At 69.8% G+C, this 15,572-nt stretch carries 15 protein-coding genes and 2 pseudogenes; 2 read left to right on the top strand and 15 right to left on the bottom strand.

Going from position 1 to position 15,572, the window contains the following annotated elements; genetic code table 11:
- Nucleotides 1–5 precede the first annotated feature (5 nt).
- Both pcaB and pcaD read left to right on the top strand, forming a co-directional pair.
- Nucleotides 6–1,355, top strand: a complete 1,350-nt coding sequence (pcaB, locus tag J7I98_RS32685) for a 3-carboxy-cis,cis-muconate cycloisomerase (RefSeq protein WP_214928679.1) — start codon at nt 6–8, stop codon at nt 1,353–1,355.
- Nucleotides 1,352–2,116 (top strand): annotated as a pseudogene (gene pcaD / locus J7I98_RS32680) (3-oxoadipate enol-lactonase); the annotation flags it as partial. The gene pcaB and the pseudogene pcaD, both read left to right, overlap by 4 nt.
- Before the next feature lie 113 nt (nt 2,117–2,229).
- Here pcaD and J7I98_RS32675 read toward each other — a convergent pair.
- From J7I98_RS32675 to J7I98_RS32605, 15 genes and pseudogenes are all read right to left on the bottom strand, one after another.
- Nucleotides 2,230–3,363: a cytochrome P450 gene (locus J7I98_RS32675; RefSeq protein WP_308378023.1), complete on the bottom strand. Its 1,134-nt coding sequence runs from the start codon at nt 3,361–3,363 to the stop codon at nt 2,230–2,232.
- Entirely contained in the window at nt 3,345–4,751 is a 1,407-nt protein-coding gene (locus tag J7I98_RS32670) for a cytochrome P450 (RefSeq protein ID WP_251021541.1), read from the bottom strand. Before J7I98_RS32670 ends, J7I98_RS32675 begins: the two co-directional genes overlap by 19 nt.
- The gene (locus tag J7I98_RS32665) at nt 4,751–5,347 is read right to left on the bottom strand and encodes an ATP/GTP-binding protein (RefSeq protein WP_214928676.1); all 597 of its coding nucleotides are present in this window, start codon (nt 5,345–5,347) and stop codon (nt 4,751–4,753) included. The genes J7I98_RS32670 and J7I98_RS32665 overlap by 1 nt, the downstream gene beginning before the upstream one ends.
- Nucleotides 5,325–5,684 carry a DUF742 domain-containing protein gene (locus J7I98_RS32660; RefSeq protein WP_214928675.1) on the bottom strand — a complete coding sequence of 120 codons (360 nt, stop codon included), beginning with the start codon at nt 5,682–5,684 and terminating at the stop codon, nt 5,325–5,327. Before J7I98_RS32660 ends, J7I98_RS32665 begins: the two co-directional genes overlap by 23 nt.
- Nucleotides 5,681–6,115 carry a roadblock/LC7 domain-containing protein gene (locus J7I98_RS32655; protein ID WP_214928674.1) on the bottom strand — a complete coding sequence of 145 codons (435 nt, stop codon included), beginning with the start codon at nt 6,113–6,115 and terminating at the stop codon, nt 5,681–5,683. Before J7I98_RS32655 ends, J7I98_RS32660 begins: the two co-directional genes overlap by 4 nt.
- Nucleotides 6,112–7,515, bottom strand: a complete 1,404-nt coding sequence (locus J7I98_RS32650; protein ID WP_214928673.1) for an ATP-binding protein — start codon at nt 7,513–7,515, stop codon at nt 6,112–6,114. Before J7I98_RS32650 ends, J7I98_RS32655 begins: the two co-directional genes overlap by 4 nt.
- A gap of 282 nt (nt 7,516–7,797) precedes the next feature.
- Complete coding sequence (locus J7I98_RS32645; protein WP_214928672.1) at nt 7,798–9,102, bottom strand: MFS transporter; 1,305 nt, start codon at nt 9,100–9,102, stop codon at nt 7,798–7,800.
- Nucleotides 9,099–10,223 carry a PLP-dependent cysteine synthase family protein gene (locus J7I98_RS32640; RefSeq protein ID WP_214928671.1) on the bottom strand — a complete coding sequence of 375 codons (1,125 nt, stop codon included), beginning with the start codon at nt 10,221–10,223 and terminating at the stop codon, nt 9,099–9,101. The genes J7I98_RS32645 and J7I98_RS32640 overlap by 4 nt, the downstream gene beginning before the upstream one ends.
- A gap of 85 nt (nt 10,224–10,308) precedes the next feature.
- Entirely contained in the window at nt 10,309–10,677 is a 369-nt protein-coding gene (locus J7I98_RS32635; RefSeq protein WP_214928670.1) for a hypothetical protein, read from the bottom strand.
- A gap of 217 nt (nt 10,678–10,894) precedes the next feature.
- The gene (locus tag J7I98_RS32630; RefSeq protein ID WP_214928669.1) at nt 10,895–11,320 is read right to left on the bottom strand and encodes a hypothetical protein; all 426 of its coding nucleotides are present in this window, start codon (nt 11,318–11,320) and stop codon (nt 10,895–10,897) included.
- Between the two features lie 108 nt (nt 11,321–11,428).
- A complete protein-coding gene (locus tag J7I98_RS32625) occupies nt 11,429–11,905 on the bottom strand; it encodes a DUF4396 domain-containing protein (protein ID WP_214928668.1) in 477 nt (158 codons plus the stop codon).
- 87 nt (nt 11,906–11,992) lie between these two features.
- Nucleotides 11,993–12,718, bottom strand: coding sequence for a DUF2637 domain-containing protein (locus J7I98_RS32620; RefSeq protein WP_214928667.1), 726 nt, complete (start codon nt 12,716–12,718; stop codon nt 11,993–11,995).
- 94 nt (nt 12,719–12,812) lie between these two features.
- Nucleotides 12,813–13,121, bottom strand: a complete 309-nt coding sequence (locus J7I98_RS32615; protein ID WP_214928666.1) for a hypothetical protein — start codon at nt 13,119–13,121, stop codon at nt 12,813–12,815.
- A gap of 702 nt (nt 13,122–13,823) precedes the next feature.
- On the bottom strand, nt 13,824–14,048 hold the full coding sequence (locus tag J7I98_RS32610) for a hypothetical protein (RefSeq protein WP_214928665.1): 225 nt from the start codon (nt 14,046–14,048) through the stop codon (nt 13,824–13,826).
- 514 nt (nt 14,049–14,562) lie between these two features.
- Nucleotides 14,563–15,367 (bottom strand): annotated as a pseudogene (locus J7I98_RS32605) (SDR family NAD(P)-dependent oxidoreductase); the annotation flags it as partial.
- Nucleotides 15,368–15,572 lie beyond the last annotated feature (205 nt).

Raw genomic sequence — 15,572 nt, 5'->3', positions numbered from 1 at the left:
TTCCCATGACGTACGCGAAGAACTGCGCGAGCGACCACGGGCTGCTGGCCCCGGGCCGGGCGGGCGCCCCGGCCGAATCCGCCACCTCCGACACCGCCTTCCTCCAGGCGATGCTCGACGCCGAGGCGGCGCTCACCCGCGCACAGGCCGCGTGCGGGCTCGCGCCCGAGGACGCGGCCAGGGCGGTGACTTCGGCGGCGGTCGCGGACCGTTTCGACGTACGGGACCTGGCTCTGCGCGCCCGCTCCGGCGGCAATCCGGTGATCCCACTGGTCGGGGACCTGACCGCCGCCGTGCCGAAGGAGGCGGCGGAGTACGTCCACAGGGGCGCCACCAGCCAGGACATCCTCGACACAGCGGCGATGCTGATCGCCTCGCGGACGCTGTCCCTGATCCTCGACGACCTCGAACGGGCCTCCGGCGCGATGGAGAGGCTCGCCCGGGAACACCGCCACACGGTGATGCCCGGGCGCACTCTGACCCAGCACGCCGTGCCGACCACATTCGGCCTGAAGGCGGCCGGCTGGCGCTCACTGCTGCTCGACGCGCGCGACCGCCTCGCCGCCGTGCGGGAGTCCCTGCCCGCCCAGCTCGGCGGCGCGGCAGGCACGTTGGCGGCCTTCAGCGCCTGGGCGGACACCGGCGAGGACGTGGGGCCACGGCTCATGACCGCGTACGCGCACGAGACCGAGCTCAGGGACCCGCTGCTGCCCTGGCACACCCTGCGTACTCCGGTCGCCGACCTCGCCGGGGCACTCGCCTTCGCGGCGGGGGCCCTGGGCAAGGCGGCCGTCGATGTGCTCACCCTCTCCCGTACCGAGATCGGCGAGGTGAGCGAGGGCCACGGCGGCGGCTCCTCCGCCATGCCGCACAAAGCCAATCCGGTACGGGCCACACTCGTCGCCGCGGCCGCACGGCGGGCTCCCGCGCTCGCCTCCGTGCTGTACGGCTCGATGGCGGCCGAGGACGAGCGGCCGGCCGGCGCCTGGCACGCCGAATGGGAGCCGCTGCGCGACCTGCTGCGGCTCGTCGGAGGGGCGGCCCGGGACACCGCCGAACTGGCCGAGGGCCTGCGGGTCCGCCCGTACGTGATGCGTGAACACCTCGATGTCACGGGCGGGTTGATCGTCTCGGATCGGCTGGCCGCCTTCCTCGGAGCCCGTCTGGGCCGGGCCCGCGCGAAGGAGCTCCTCACCGCCGCTGCCGAACGGGCCCGTGCTGAAGGCGGAAACCTCGCTGACCTCCTGGGCGAAGTCCCGGAGGTGGCAGGGCTCCTTCCTCCCGGAATCACCGACCCCGCCCGCTACACCGGCTCCGCCGCCGCTCTCACCGACCGCGCATTGGAGCGCCGATGAACGACAGAGTGCCGTCCCGGCCCTCCCTCCTGCACCACCTCGCCGAAGGACCCGCCACCGCTCCCCCGCTCGTGCTCGGCCCGTCCCTCGGCACCTCCACCGCCCTGTGGGACGCGGTCGCACCCGGCCTGTCGGCCGCGCATCGGGTCGTACGGTGGGATCTGCCCGGCCACGGCGGCTCGCCCGCCGACCTGATAGGGCCCGGGGCTACGGTGGCCGACCTCGCGGGACTCGTTCTCGACCTCGCCGATTCGCTGGGCGTCGACCGCTTTTCGTACGCCGGAGTGTCCCTCGGCGGAGCCGTCGGCCTGTGGCTCGCCGCCCACCGCCCCGACCGTATCGACCGCCTCGCCGTGGTCTGCTCGTCGGCGCATTTCGGTGACGCCACGCCGTGGCGCGAGCGGGCGGCGCTGGTACGGCGCGAGGGTACGGGCCCCGTCGCCATGACGGCTGCCGCGCGCTGGTTCACCCCCGGCTTCACGGTCCCCGGCCTGGTGGACGACCTGCGGCGCACCGACGCGGAGGCGTACGCGGCCTGTTGCGACGCCCTGGCGACGTACGACGTACGCGATGTGCTGTCGTCGATCAACGCTCCGACGCTGGTGATCGCGGGTCGCGACGATCCGGCCACCCCGCCCGTTCATTCCCGGGAGCTGGCCGACGCCGTACCGGGCGCCGCGCTCACCGAGCTCGCCCACGCCTCGCACCTGGCCCCTGCCGAGCGCCCGGATGCCGTACGCGCCGCCCTGTGCGCCCACTTCGCGACCGCGAGCGGAGCCTGATCGCCCTCACCGCACTCGTGGTGACAACCACTCGTCAGATCCCTGCGCGGGAGGAGGGCCCGGCTCCATCGGGCCCTCCTCCCCCGGCTGGGTCAGCCGACCGGCTGTGTCCCGCCGGTCAGGTGGACCGGCAGGCTGCGGTGGCCGTTGGAGATGAACGACTCCACGGGCAGCAGATCCTCCGTCGGCGCGGCCATGGCCAGGCCGGGGAAGCGCGCGAACAGGGCGGGCAGGGCGATCTCCGCTTCCATCCGGGCGAGCGGTGCCCCGAGGCAGAAGTGGACGCCGTGTCCGAACGCGAGGTGTTCCTTGTTCACCCGGGTGACGTCGAACCGGTCCGCGTCCTCGCCGTGGAGCGCGGGGTTGCGCCCGGCGGCGGCGTACGCGGCGAGGATCGCGTCGCCCTTCTTGATGGTCACGCCCCCGGCCTCGATGTCCTCCACCGCGTAACGCAGGGGCAGGCTCGCCACCGGTGCCTGGACGCGCAGCGCCTCCTCGATCACGTCGCTCCAGGTGGCCTTGCCCGTCCGGACCAGTTCGAGCTGGTCCGGGTGGGTGAGCAGGGCGTGGACCGCGTTGTCGAGCAGGTTGACCGTGGTCTCGTGACCGGCGCTGATGACCAGGAGCAGGGTGTCGACCATCTCGGCTTCCGTGAGCCGCTCGCCGTCCTCCTCCCGGGCGGCGATCAGGACGCTGGTCATGTCGTCGCCCGGTGTTCGCCGCTTGAGGGCGACGAGGTCGGACAGGACGGTGTGGATGTCCTGGAAGGTGGCCGCGGCCTCCTCAGCGGTGGCGGCGGTGTTGAAGATGCCGTCCACCAGACGGCGCAGTTCCTTGCGCGTGCCCTCGTCACTGACGCCGAACAGCTCACAGATCACCTGGATGGGGATCGGGTAGCAGTACTCCTCGCGCAGGTCCACCGCCTCCCCCTGAGGGGTTGCGGCGAGGCTGTCGAGCAGGTCGGCGGTCATACGCTCGATACGCGGGCGCAGAGCCTCGGTGGCGCGCGCGGTGAACGCCGTGGAGACCAGCTTCCGCAGCCGCCTGTGGTCGCTGCCGTACGCGGTGAACATGTTCGTCACGGCGACCCAGGTGAACAGCGGCCACTCCGGGGTTATCTCCCCATTGATCCACGCGGGCCAGTGCCGACGGGGGTCCTTCGACACGCGAGGGTCGGTGAGCAGTTCCTTGAGCAGTGCGTAGTCACTTACTGCCCACGCCACCACCTGGCCAGGGAGCTCCACCAGCGCTGCCGGTCCCCGTTCCCGGATACGGGCTCCCTCTCCGTGGATGTCTGCACCGGAGGTGTCGATGACGACGGGGCGGGATTCGTGTTCCATCTGCTGGCTCCAGAGGGCTCGTCCGTGGTGACCGGCACGGTGATTGGGGGAAAACGCACAGGCAAGGCGGCCAGCGCCCGGTGGAAGGGGCCCTGCCGCCACTCCAACCGGCCTGCCCCGAGCGCAAGTTCGGTATCCGGGAGCCGGTCTAGGAGTTTCTCCACGGCGACCGCGGCGATCAGCCGGGCAGGGCTCTTCGCCGGGCAGGTGTGCGCGCCGGCGCTCCATGCCAGGTGCGCGCGGTTGCCGCCGCGCCGGTCGCCGGACAGGGCGGGGTCGGTGTTCGCGGCGGCGAGGCTGACCAGGATCGGCTCGCCCTCACGCAGCGGGGTTCCGTCGAGTTCCAGGTCGTGGAGGGGGTAGTGGATGGCGTAGTTCGCCATCGGCGGGTCGGCCCACAGCACCTCGTCGAGCGCGTCCTCGACGGGCATGCTGCCGCCGGCCAGGTCGCCGCCGAACCGGTCGTCGGACAGCAGCAGTCGCAGGCCGTTGCAGATGAGGTTCTGCTGGGGTTCGGTGCCCGCGCCCATGAGGAGTACGAGCTGATGCATCATCTCCTCGTCGGTGAGCTGCGCGGGATGGGCCATCAGCCAGGACGTCACATCCGCTCCGGGCCGGCTCCGCTTGAGGGCGACCAGCTCGGCGACGCCCTCGGTGAGAACCGCGTTCGCTTTCTCGGAGTCGGCATTGGCGTCGAAGATTCCCGACATGCCCTCGACCAGCTTGTCCCCGATGTCCGGCGGGCAGCCGAAGAGCTGTTTGAAGACGAGCAGCGGCAGGATCGCGCCGTACTCGGCGAGAAGATCGGCCCGCCCCTCGGGGCCGAACCGGTCGATGAGGGTGTCGGCGCTGTGCTCGACATAGCCGCGCAGCGCGTTCGGGTCCACGCGGCTCAGGCTGTCGGTGATCGCGCCGCGCAGCCGCGCATGCTCGTCGCCGTCTGTCCACAGGGCGTTCGGCCGGTACATCATCATCGGAACGACAGGGCTGTCCGCGGGCACCGTCCCGTCGGCGAGGGCACGCCATCTGCGCGGGTCCTTGGAGAACCGCTCCGGGCTGCGCAGCACCTCCAGGGCGGTCTCATAGCCCGTGACGAGCGATGCGTGGACGCCGGGGGCGATCTCCACCGGCGCGACGGAGCCGTACGTACGCAGGTGTGCGTAGGTCGCGGCCGGGTCGGCGGCGAACCCCGGTCCGTACAGTGACGTGCGGCCTGCGTGTGCCGGGCAGCCGGGTGGTGGTGCTGTGCCCGGCTCGGGCTGGGGAGTGGTCATCACTGCTCCTGAGAGGTGCGGGTCTGGAGGTACTCGACAAGTGAGATCAGCGCCTCGGTGGAGGACCCTGGGCTCCGTGCGTCGCACGTGACGAGGGGGGTTTCGGGGAGCAGGTCGAGGGCTTCGCGTATTTCCGCTTCGGGGAAGACGGGTGCACCGTCGAACTGGTTGACGGCGACCGCGTACGGCATGCCGTGCTCTTCCAGCAGGCCCATGATGTCGAAGGACTGGTCGAGTCGCCGGGTGTCCGCCAGCACCAGTGCGCCCAGAGCGCCGTTCAGCATGTCTTTCCAGAGCGTGGTGAAACGCTTCTGCCCGGGAGCGCCGAACAGGTACAGGACCAGTCGATCGCTGAGCGTGAGGCGGCCGAAGTCCATGGCGACGGTGGTCGTGGTCTTGTCCGGGCTGCCCGCCAGGTCGTCGGTCTGCTCACTGGCCTGCGTCATCGTTTCCTCGGTACGCAGCGGCCGGATCTCGGACAGCGTGCCGACGAACGTGGTCTTGCCCACCGCGAAGTGACCCACGATGAGGATTTTGACCGCGGTCCTGACCGTGTCGGAGAGATAGACCTGGTCAGAGCCTGGAGCGGAGTCCATCGAGCACCTCCTGGAGAAGTCGGCCGTCGGGGAGCTGGGCCTTGGGTACGGGGGGCCGGGGGGTGATGTGGCCGCTGTCGATCAGGTCGCTGAGCAGGACCTTGGTGACGCTCATGGCCAGCGTCAGGTGGCCTGCCACTTCGGCGACCGACAGCGCTCCGCCCCGGCACAGCTCCATGACACGGCGCTTCTCCGGGCTGAGCCCGGTGAGTGGCCGGTTGCCCACTGCCGTCACGAGCGTCACCAGGTCGAGGGTGTTGCGCGTGGGATGGGAACGGCCGTCCGTCACGACATAGGGGCGTACGAGGCCCCGTTCACGCCGGTGGGGTGAGGTCATGCCGGACGGCTGGTGCCTGGCCGGGCCGGTGCCGAGTCCTGCCGGGGCGGGCTGGTCAGCTCCTTGCCCAGGCGGTCGACGAGCTTGTGCATGCCGTACGTGACCGCCTCCATGTCCACGTTCTGGGTGGCGGAGACCGCCAGATAGGCGCCCGCGCCGGCGGCGACCAGGAAGACGTACCCGTCGACGAATTCGACCAGAGTCTGCTGCCAGGGGGAGGACTCGTCGGCGCAGAACTCGGCGGTGCTGCGGCTGATCGACTGGAGGCCGGACAGTGCGGCGGCCTGCCGTTCTGCCTCGTCGCGCGCGATGCCCTTGGAATGCGCCCGGAGCATGCCGTCCGCGGAAAGCAGGATCGCATGGCGAGCTTCCGGGACCTTGAGGACCTCGTCGAGCATCCAGCCCAGTTCGTTGGCCATATGGTCGTTCATTCCTGCGGATTCCCTTCGTCGTCTTGCGAGGCGGCGCGCCCGGAGCGGGTGCCGCGAGCGAACGCACCCATGCGGGAGGCGGTCTCGGAGGCCGGGCGGACCGGAGACGAACCGGCGCCGTGCGGTGTGGCGGGTGCCTGGTGGCCCGTTGCGTCGTCCTGGGCGGAGCGGCGGCGGCGCTTGGGGAGGCCGCCCACTGTGGACGCCGGAGCGGTCGCGGAGGTGGCGGTCATGGGAGAACGCGCCTGCTCAGGGGACGGTGGAGCTGCCGGACCGGGCTCCGCAGGACTCGGCCGGGCCTGCGGGGCGTCGGACGTGAGGCCGGCCTCCGGGGCGGCGGCCGGAACGGACACAGAGGCAGGGGCAGGGGTTGGGGCTGGGGCAGTGCCTGATCCGGCCGCGTGTGCGCGATTGAGGAGTGCGTGGGGGAGGAACAGCACGGCGCGCACTCCCCCGTAGGGAGACCGGGTGTCGACCGAGACGGTGAACCCGTACCGGGCGGCGAGCACACCAACGGTGGCGAAGCCGAACTGCGGCGGGTCACCGAGCCGGTTGATGTCGATGTCTTCACGGCCCGACAGGCGTCGGCCCGCCTCCTCGGTCTCGCGCGCGTCCATGCCGACTCCGGCATCGTCGATGACCACACTGATGCCGTTGTGCGCGGGCTGGACGCTCACCTCGACCGTGGTGTTGGGCTGCGAGTGCCGCGCCGCGTTGTCCAGCAGCTCGGCGACCGCGAGGACCACGGGCTCCACCGCGCGGCTCACGACGTCCATGTCGACGCGCGAGTGGATCGTGACGCGCCGGTAGTCGCGGATCCGCGACGTGGCGCCGCGTACGACGTCGATCAGCGGCGAGGCAACCCGCTGCCGACCCGGCCACGAGCCGCAGAGAACGGCGATCGCCTGCGCCCTGCGGCCGAACTGCGCATTCGCGTGGTCGATCTCCAACAGGTCCTGGAGCACATCGGGACTGTCGTGCCGGTCCTGCATGTCCGAGATGGACAACTGCTGCTCGTTCGCCAGGGCCTGGAGTGCGCGCATCGCTGCCTTGAGCGTTGCTCTCGCCGACTGATCGGCTCGGGCCCGTGCCGTGTCGACTGCCTGGGTGAACAGGTCCTGGACCTGCTGCAGGCTCTGTCCGTAGGCCGTTCCGGCCAGTCGCTCGTCGAGCAGGCCGGGCACGGGTACGGCCTGGTGATGAGCGTCCGACAGCGCGGAGAGACGGGCCTCGACCAGGTGCTGGGCCTCCTCGTCACGAGCGCGCAGGCCGGCTTCCGACGCCGCCAGGCGCCGGCGCAGAGCGGCGGTGAGCCGGCGTTGGCGTACCAACAGGACCAGGCCTGCGGGCACACCGGCACCAAGGCACCAGACCACCGCCTCCGGTATGTGTTGTGTCATCAAATCCTCATGAACGGGGGTGAGGTGGAGCGGGACGAGGGCAGCGGCGCAGGGGGGACGCGAGAATGCAGCTGTGCGCCTATGGGGGTCCGGCAGGTGCAAGTCGGAAATCAGCACATGGATGTGTCGATTCCCAACTCCCTTGGTTCTCCAGGGTGGTGGAGCCGCGATCATCCTAGGCATGACAGGCTGCTTCACGTTCATGCGGCAGACAGACCATCAGATCTGGGCGCCACCGGTGCGAGGGAGGGCGGTGGTGACCGCCCTCCCTCGCACGTCGGGTCAGGCCGTGGCGGGGTCGGGCTGGGCGGCGGGCGCCGGAGCTGCGAGGCGGCCGGCGCGGTGCAGCCCGTACAGGGCGGCGGCACAGGCAAAGCCCAGCAGCAGCAAGGCGATCCACGGCAGGGCGGACACTCCGGCGTTGCGGGCCGCGTCCAGTGCGGCACCGGTGAGGAGGTTCCCCAGCGTGATGCCGACGCCGCAGATGGTGTTGTACAGGCCGTAGTGGGTGGCGACCAGGCGGTCACCGGAGAGACGGACGATGGTGTCCATCTCGAACGGGTAGGCGATCATCGTGCCCAGGGCCAGCAGCAGCGCGGACAGGGCGGGCGGCACCGCCGCGAGCAGCCACAGCCCGATGCCGTCGTCCGGTACGGGCACGGCGGTGGCCAGCAGCAGGGGTACGAAGGCGACTCCCATGGTCAGCAGACCCCGGACGAGCGCCTGCCCGGGCTCCATGCGGGCCTTGCACCAGGCGGTCACCCTGGTCTGGCCGAGGATGGTGGTGAGTCCCGAGACGGCGAACAGCACCGCCACCGCTGCCGTACCGAACTCGCCCTCGCCGCCCAGGCGGCGCACCTCCAGCGGCAGCGCGAGATAGACCTGGAAGGACATCACGTACGAGCCGATCATGGCGACCGAGAACAGCAGGAAGGGCCGGTTGGCCAGAATGCTCCGCCACTGCGCCAGGACACTCTCCCGGCGGCCGTCCGCCCGGACCAACGCATCGTCGGCTCGACGCGCGGGCAAGGCTCGGATCTGCACGATGCTGAGCACCGCGAAGATGGCGGCCGCCGTCAGGCACGTAATGCGGAAGTCGATACCGGTCAGGACCATCCCCACCAGCGGGCCGAGCAGGATGCCCGCCTGGTAGAAGACGTTGAACAACGCGAACGCCTCGACTCGCCGCTCCCCCGCATCCGCGGCGAGGTAGGCCCGGGTGGCCGGATTGAACAGGGCGCCGGCCAGGCCCGTCGCCGCAGAGGCGGCGATCAGCGCGGGGACGGAGTCGACGAGCCCGAGGGTCGCGAAGCCGACGATGCGCAGCACCATGCCCGCGATGATCATTGGCTTGTAGCCGAGCCGGTCGGCAAGTGTTCCACCGACCAGAAACATGCCCTGCTGGCTGAAGTTGCGGACCCCGAGAATGAGGCCGACGAGCCATCCGGCCAGGCCGAGAGGCCCGGCCAGGTGGGTGGCCAGGTACGGCATGAGCATGTAGAAGCCGAGGTTGATGGTGAACTGATTCACCATCAACAGCTGGACGCTGCGCTCGTACGTGCGGACCTGCGCGATGGTGCTCTTCACCGGTCCTCCTCCGCATCGGCCTCGACCTGCGTCTCCTCGGCGGCGAGGGCGAGCGGGTCGACCACTCTGGTGCACCGGGTCCAGCGGGTGACTTCCTTCTCGTTCAGTCGGCCGATCACCTCGGGTTCGGGCGCGGGCGGGGAGTCGAGCAGGCCGTGGGCGGCGCAGTAGTCGTCGTCGTACACCGTGCCCAGGTAACGCTGTGGCCCGTCGGGGAAGATCGCCGCGATCCGGGTGTCCTCGGGCAGGGTACGGGCGAGCCATCCCGCGACCAGGGCGACCGCGCCGACGCTCCAGCCGCCGGTGGCGTAGTGGGAGGTGGCCAACTGCCTGCAGGCCCATACCGCTTCGGCCGGGGCGACCCAGTGGACCTCGGAGAAGTTGTCGTACGCGACGTTGCGCGGGTAGATGCTCGATCCGAGTCCGCGCATCAGACGGGGCCGGGCGGACTGGCCGAAGATCGTCGATCCGACGGTGTCCACGCCCACGAGCTTCAGACCGGGATAGAGCTGCTGCAGGACCCGCGAGACGCCCGCCGAGTGGCCTCCGGTGCCGACACTGCACACCAGGACGTCGATGTGGGCGAGTTCGGTGGCGAGTTCCAGGGCGAGCGGGGTGTAGGCGGTGGTGTTGTCGGGGTTGTTGTACTGGTCCGGGCACCAGGAGTCGCCATGTTGGCGCATCAGCTGGGTGACGCGGTCGCGTCGGGCCTGCTGCCAGCCGCCGGTGGGGTGGGGTTCGGAGACGACGTTGACCTGGGCGCCGTAGGCGGTCAGCAGGCGGGTCATGGACATCTCCAGGCCCGGGTCGGTGACCAGGGTGACCGGGTGGCCGTAGACCATGCCCGCGAGGGCGAGGCCGAGGCCCAGGGTGCCACTGGTGGACTCGATGATCCGCGCTCCGGGCTTCAGATCGCCGCGGGCTCGGGCGCGTTCGACCATGTGCAGGCCGGGGCGGTCCTTTATGCCGCCGGGGTTGAAGCCTTCCAGCTTGGCCCAGAATCCCCGTCCTGCGGGAGCGAAGGGCTCGCTGACGTGCAGGAGGGGGGTGTTTCCGACCAGTTGGGACAGAGCGGCGTGGCCGCCGGCCCTGGTGAGGTGGGTGGTGTTCGGAGAGTGCATCAGTCGGCTCTCATCATTCTGTGAATGGCGCGTCGGGTGCTGATCGCGGCAGTGCGGTGGCTCGAAGGTCGTCGCAGGGCATGGCCTACGTCCGCCACCGGCACAGGGCGCACAGCGTGAAGCGGCCGGGCGTGGATCTTCGGGCCTCTCCCGACGCGGGCCGCACACTCCCAGGAGGTGCCACCGTGCGGGTCGCCGACGCTTCGGGCGCAGCCGCAACGAACACCGGTGTACGCACTTGCTGCCGTCCGGCCAGTTCCCGGTCCCAACCGGCCCGTGAGCAGGAGGAGTCGGCCGGCGCCGAAGCATGCGGCACCGGCTCGACGGCGTGTTGGGCGCCGGAGACCGTACGGACCGAGCTGTGTGCGTGGCCGGGCTCGTGCAGCAGCAGCGCACAGTCGAGCACGATCAGCAGCAGGCCGCTCAGGAGCAGAGCGAGCAGCCGGAACTGCACAGGTGAGTCACTAGGAGGTGGGCAAACACGGGGTGGCGAGGGCGGCACAGTTCCTCCGCAAGCTGCCGTCGCACGCGACGAGGCGCGTCGAACGGCGGGCGGGGTGGGCAGTGTCAGCAGCAGCGGCCGGCCGCATCACGCCCACAGCCGCGGTTGGGCTGTCCCGGAGTTGCGTCAGACGGGAGGGCGTCGAGGGCCGACGAAGAGTCGCCGGACCCTAGATCTGCAGAACTGTGGCTCTTATCGACGTGCTCGGCAGTTGCTTGGCCGCCGCTACGTCGCCGAAGGCGACCAGCGGAGGCAGCTGCGACGCAGCGGTGTCTTCCTCGATGAGGGCACAGACGCCGGGGGCATCCAGAGCGGGCGTCTGCTGCGGTTGCCCCGGCACGCATTCCTCAGCGGGATGTGACGGGCCATGACCGCCACCGTGGTGGTCCACCGGCTCGTCCTGGACCGTATGGCCGTGCACAGCGGCCGCTGCGTGCGTGGGCGTGCCGACGCCGAGATGGCCGGTGACGCCTTCGGTGCTCACGCCGTGCGCGTACACGAAGGCGAACAGCGCCAGCGCCACCCACAGCACGCGCAGCGGACCCGCCGACGAGCGGGCCCGCGACATGCGGGAAGACGACCAGGCCGTGACCATGCCGTGATCCTAACGGCTCGTCCGGGCGGCTCCCCACCGCCCCGGTCGCATGCACCACGCGGACACCCGGCCGCTGTTGCAGTCACCCTCGCAATTCAGCCACTGGCGTCAGTGGTGGGCGTGGACGACGGCGTGGCCCTTGCCGCGCCCGATCATCCACTTGTTCAGCGGCGTGGTGATTACGAAGGCGACGGCGAAGCCGCCCAGCAGCGCACCCCAGAACAGCCCGTCCGACAGGTGGGCATCCATCGCGCCGGGGGTGAAGGCGATGACCAGATTGTCCACCAGCTCCATCACGGCGATCGAGACGGTGTCGGCAGCCAGAGCGGTGCGGACGGCGGCCTTCAGGCCGAGGCCCGCCTTGCGCACCGCGTACAGGGTGAAGGAGTAGCCGAAGACAAACGCCAGCGCGATCGCCAGCACCATGGTGGGCGCATTGCCCCAGCGCAGGGCGGTGCCGATGACCATGCCCAGGATCTCGCCGAACGCGCAGCCGGTCAGGCAGTGCGCCGTCGCCTGCGCGGCGGTGCCCCAGGAGGCACCACCGGCCGGTTGAGCGCTGTGATCACGGCCGGCGTGATCCATGACGTCTCCCTCTCACCTTTCCAGTGTGTGCCCGGCGGGACCGACGGGCACAAGCACAGGAAGTGATCACAGGGCGGTCGGCGGGCGCTATGCCGATGTCCGTTTCGGACCGGCGGGGCGCTGTGGCGAGGACGCGGGGCTCCGGTGGCGGGGGGCCGCTTGGCGGGGCGGCCGGGTGAGGGTGATCTGTCGGACGAGTTGTTGGAAGCAGGCGAGAGCGGCGAGCGAGGGAAGCGCGGCCGCTGCCACGTCGACCAGGGTCCGAGGGGCCTGGGAGACACACAGGAACATGGAGACGGTGGAGAAGAGCAGCACGACGGCCCAGGAATGCACTGCGCGGCGCTGGTGGAGGGCGGCGCGCAGGATGGACAGGGACGCGACCATCCAGGGCCCGTAGACGAGCAGGGGCCACCACCCGACCGCATAGCCGGAGGTGCGGTACTCGGCGAGGTTGCGCAGCGGGTCGTACGTAACGATGCCGCCGAAGACGCACACCATGGAGACGACGACGGCGGCGAGCGCGGCGAGGAAGAAACTGGCCGTCTGCAGTGCGCCGGCCCCGCGTCGGCGCGATGGGGCTCGGCGACGGCGCGAGGGTGGGGAACGCACGGTCGGCAGTTCTGCCGTGATCTGTGTGAGGCCTGCCAGAGGGTCGTCGTCGGCTGCGGCGACAGGAGGTTCACCGGTGACAGCGGGCGCGGGAACGGCGCTCGTGTCGGTCTCGATGGCCTCCTGCAGGAGGTGGGCGAGTTCCTCTGCCGGGTCCCAGGGGACCTCCAGCGGGTCGAGCGGGGGAAAGGACTGATCCCCCATTCCCCCATGGGGATAGCCGTTCACCGGCTGCGTCCAGGCAGGAGCAGGGCCTGAGCGGGACGGCGGGTCGATGCGGCTGTGGCGGCCGCGCGCCTCATGCATGAAAGCGCTGCCCCGTCTGCTGATCGCCATGCACGTCGGATGCTTCCGCGGCGCTCGCCAAGGAGACGAACTCGGCCTCAATATTTCCCATTTCCCGCAGGAAGTCTTCAAGGACCGAGGACGAGTACTGAAGATCAATACTCCGATCTTCATGGTGCAAGGTTGCGTTCGCTTCATGCACGAAGTCAACAGGGGCCGGTGTGAAAACCCACTCACCCATCCGGACGGCGGAGGTAGTGACAGCACTCCTGGAACCGATCGGGCGGCGCGCATGCGTGACAGTCATGTTTGCGTTGGTCATATTCGGTCCAACGGCACGGGTATTAACCAGGGTGCGCGGCAAACGGGTGGCAGCGTTGTCGCATATGGATGATTTCGGCCAAGTCGTTTATCGGTTCTGCGGGCACGTGAGCTATGCCGCCCCGCACCCCCGGCGCACACTGCCCGACCCCCCTCATGGTGGCCGCGCGCAGCCGTCCCCGGAACTGTGTTGTCCCACCACATGGGCTGCCGACCTGCCCCGTTTCTGCGGTGTGGCGAAACGGAAACGTCCCCGCCAACTGTCCGGAAGTGGTGTTCATGGCCGCCCCCGCAACCGCTCCCCCAACACCCAGCTCTCTCAAGCGCATTGTCGTCGCCAGCCTCATTGGCACGACGATCGAGTGGTACGACAACTCATTCGATCGAGGTTAGGACCTGCGGTTTCCCATGATTCCGACCGTCGGAGTCAGCACGAAACCAAGCCAGCCGCACAAACTTACCTCAGCCGCCCCAGACCGTCACCAGGAACAGCCGGCCAGCAGGCAACCGGTGCACACACTTGGTGCATAAGGCCGACGTCGCTGGCACGAGGTGTTGTCATGTGGACCCAGCAGACCTGCGTCGTTGACAAGCATCTCCTTGGCGCACGAGTTGAGCATGTGCCGTGTCTCGGACACGGGCGATTGTCCGAATCGGCTGCGCACGCACGACTGGGCCATTAGAGCCTGCTTCCAGACCCGGGTCATCGCATCCGCATTCTGCGGGCGACTTCCGGGTAGTCCAGCTTCTCTCGTAGTGCTTCGATGGCTTCTCCGGTGGCTCCGTTGGGGTCGGTGGAGGAGCGTCCGGCTTGGAGGCGGTAGCGGTGCTGGTAGTGGGAGCGCAGTTTGCCTAGATCGTCTGGGTCTGCCAGACCTTTGCCGAAGCGGCGGGATGCTGCGGCGATGCCGCACCGGTTGTAGATCACCTGCGGTTGGAGGCCGTCTCTTGGTTCGAAGATCCCACAACTCCGCCATGCTCATGTCCGGCCGGGGACGTGTACCGGGTTTGAAGTGTGCGGCGGTGTCGAGCCGGTCGGCGTCGACCACGGGCGAGTAGGTCATGCGGACCAGCATCTCCACGCTGGCCTTGTTACGCGGGTCGAGCCAGTCCGGGGCGGCTGGGCAGGTTCCGTCCAAGATCTCCGACATGACCTCGGCGACGCGGCTGATCGCCTCATCCACCTCTCCGGAGTCGAGCATCAGGCCCTTCAGTCGGACCCTGAGTTCCGACCAGGCGGACAAGCCGGTGTGGTGTCCCTCGATGACGCCGCCGAACGGCGTCAGCACCGGATGCCGCCGTGCGGCCCGGGCGAACAGGAACGCCCCGGCGTCATGGTGAGGGGCCTTGCGGGCGGTCGTGACTTCTTCGATCAGCCCGTCCTGCCAGGCGCACGACCCCTTGCCGGTGTCGTGGTCGCGCCCCAGTCGGTAGGCGAGTTCTCAGCCACGCACCAGCCCTGACGGGGCGTCGGCGGCCCTCGGGGCCAGCTCCACCCTCTTCGGCGCGCCCCGCAGCTCGGCCATGCCGTCGGGGCCGTAGAATTCCCCGCCCGCCACGTCCGGGGCGGTGGCCGCGTACAGCTGGGGCAGCGCTCCCCGGTCCGGGGACTGGGCGAGCGGCAGGAGAAGGCGGCCGAGCAGGAACTTCACCGTCCCGACCGGCGAGCTCGTCTGGACGTTGGTCGCGGTGTAGCCGGGATGCCGAGCACGCTGCGCACCCGGTTGCCTGCCGCGGTCAGCCGCTGGTGGAGCTCCCAGCCGAAGACGGCGTTGGCCAGCTTCGACTGGTTGTAGTACGCCGTGGGCGCGTACGAGCGCTCACCGGAGAGGTCGTCGAAGAAGAGGTCCGCCTGCCGGTGGTTGGGCGAACTCACCGTGACGACACGGGAGTCGTCACCGGACTCCAGCTAGTCGAGCAGCAGGCCGGTGAGCGCGAAGTGGCCGAGGTGGTTGGCGGCGAACTGCACTTCGTGGCCCTGCGGGCTGAGTGTGCGGGGCGGGTCCATGACGCCGGCGATGTTGACGAGCACGTCCGGCGTGCGTGGTCGGCATGCAGCCTTTCGGCGAAGGCGCGGACCGAGTCCAGGTCCGCCAGGTCGACTTGACGCACGTCGGGCCGTGCACCGGGGTGCGCGGTGATGATCTCCGCAGCCGCCCGATCGACCCTGCCCTCTTCGTTACGCGGCAACGTCGCGTCGGCAAACTTCAGCAATCGACGCGTTTGGAGTCGGCGAGAAGAACTGCTGCTCACCCCATGCGGGGGGGCTGGCGCCTATAGGCGCTGTCACGCCCAGATGCCATATGAGAAAGGCAACATGACGGAGCGTAGTGCCCGAAGTCGAGCCGGACTTGACCTGTGCTTGGCCGCCTCAAGCCGGATGTAACATGATCTTGTTCGACTTTGGAAAGTGCGCGCGGGGCGCAGTATGTCCCCGCCGCGCTGGGGGGCC

Source organism: Streptomyces sp. ISL-98 (assembly GCF_018614055.1).
Classification (GTDB): Bacteria; Actinomycetota; Actinomycetes; order Streptomycetales; family Streptomycetaceae; genus Streptomyces; species Streptomyces spiramyceticus.
The sequence above is the reverse complement of the archived record's forward strand: the minus strand, read 5'-3'. Positions and strand labels throughout refer to the sequence as shown.

What these genes read in the sequence shown, in the direction of transcription:
- J7I98_RS32660 (WP_214928675.1), bottom strand. Translation starts at nt 5,684, where the DNA reads ATGACCTCACCCCACCGGCGTGAACGGGGCCTCGTACGCCCCTATGTC.
- J7I98_RS32620 (WP_214928667.1), bottom strand. Translation starts at nt 12,718, where the DNA reads ATGGGGGATCAGTCCTTTCCCCCGCTCGACCCGCTGGAGGTCCCCTGG.
- J7I98_RS32650 (WP_214928673.1), bottom strand. Translation starts at nt 7,515, where the DNA reads ATGACACAACACATACCGGAGGCGGTGGTCTGGTGCCTTGGTGCCGGT.
- J7I98_RS32655 (WP_214928674.1), bottom strand. Translation starts at nt 6,115, where the DNA reads ATGAACGACCATATGGCCAACGAACTGGGCTGGATGCTCGACGAGGTC.
- J7I98_RS32670 (WP_251021541.1), bottom strand. Translation starts at nt 4,751, where the DNA reads ATGACCACTCCCCAGCCCGAGCCGGGCACAGCACCACCACCCGGCTGC.
- J7I98_RS32665 (WP_214928676.1), bottom strand. Translation starts at nt 5,347, where the DNA reads ATGGACTCCGCTCCAGGCTCTGACCAGGTCTATCTCTCCGACACGGTC.
- J7I98_RS32625 (WP_214928668.1), bottom strand. Translation starts at nt 11,905, where the DNA reads ATGGATCACGCCGGCCGTGATCACAGCGCTCAACCGGCCGGTGGTGCC.
- pcaB (WP_214928679.1), top strand. Translation starts at nt 6, where the DNA reads ATGACGTACGCGAAGAACTGCGCGAGCGACCACGGGCTGCTGGCCCCG.
- J7I98_RS32640 (WP_214928671.1), bottom strand. Translation starts at nt 10,223, where the DNA reads ATGCACTCTCCGAACACCACCCACCTCACCAGGGCCGGCGGCCACGCC.
- J7I98_RS32615 (WP_214928666.1), bottom strand. Translation starts at nt 13,121, where the DNA reads ATGACCAACGCAAACATGACTGTCACGCATGCGCGCCGCCCGATCGGT.
- J7I98_RS32630 (WP_214928669.1), bottom strand. Translation starts at nt 11,320, where the DNA reads ATGGTCACGGCCTGGTCGTCTTCCCGCATGTCGCGGGCCCGCTCGTCG.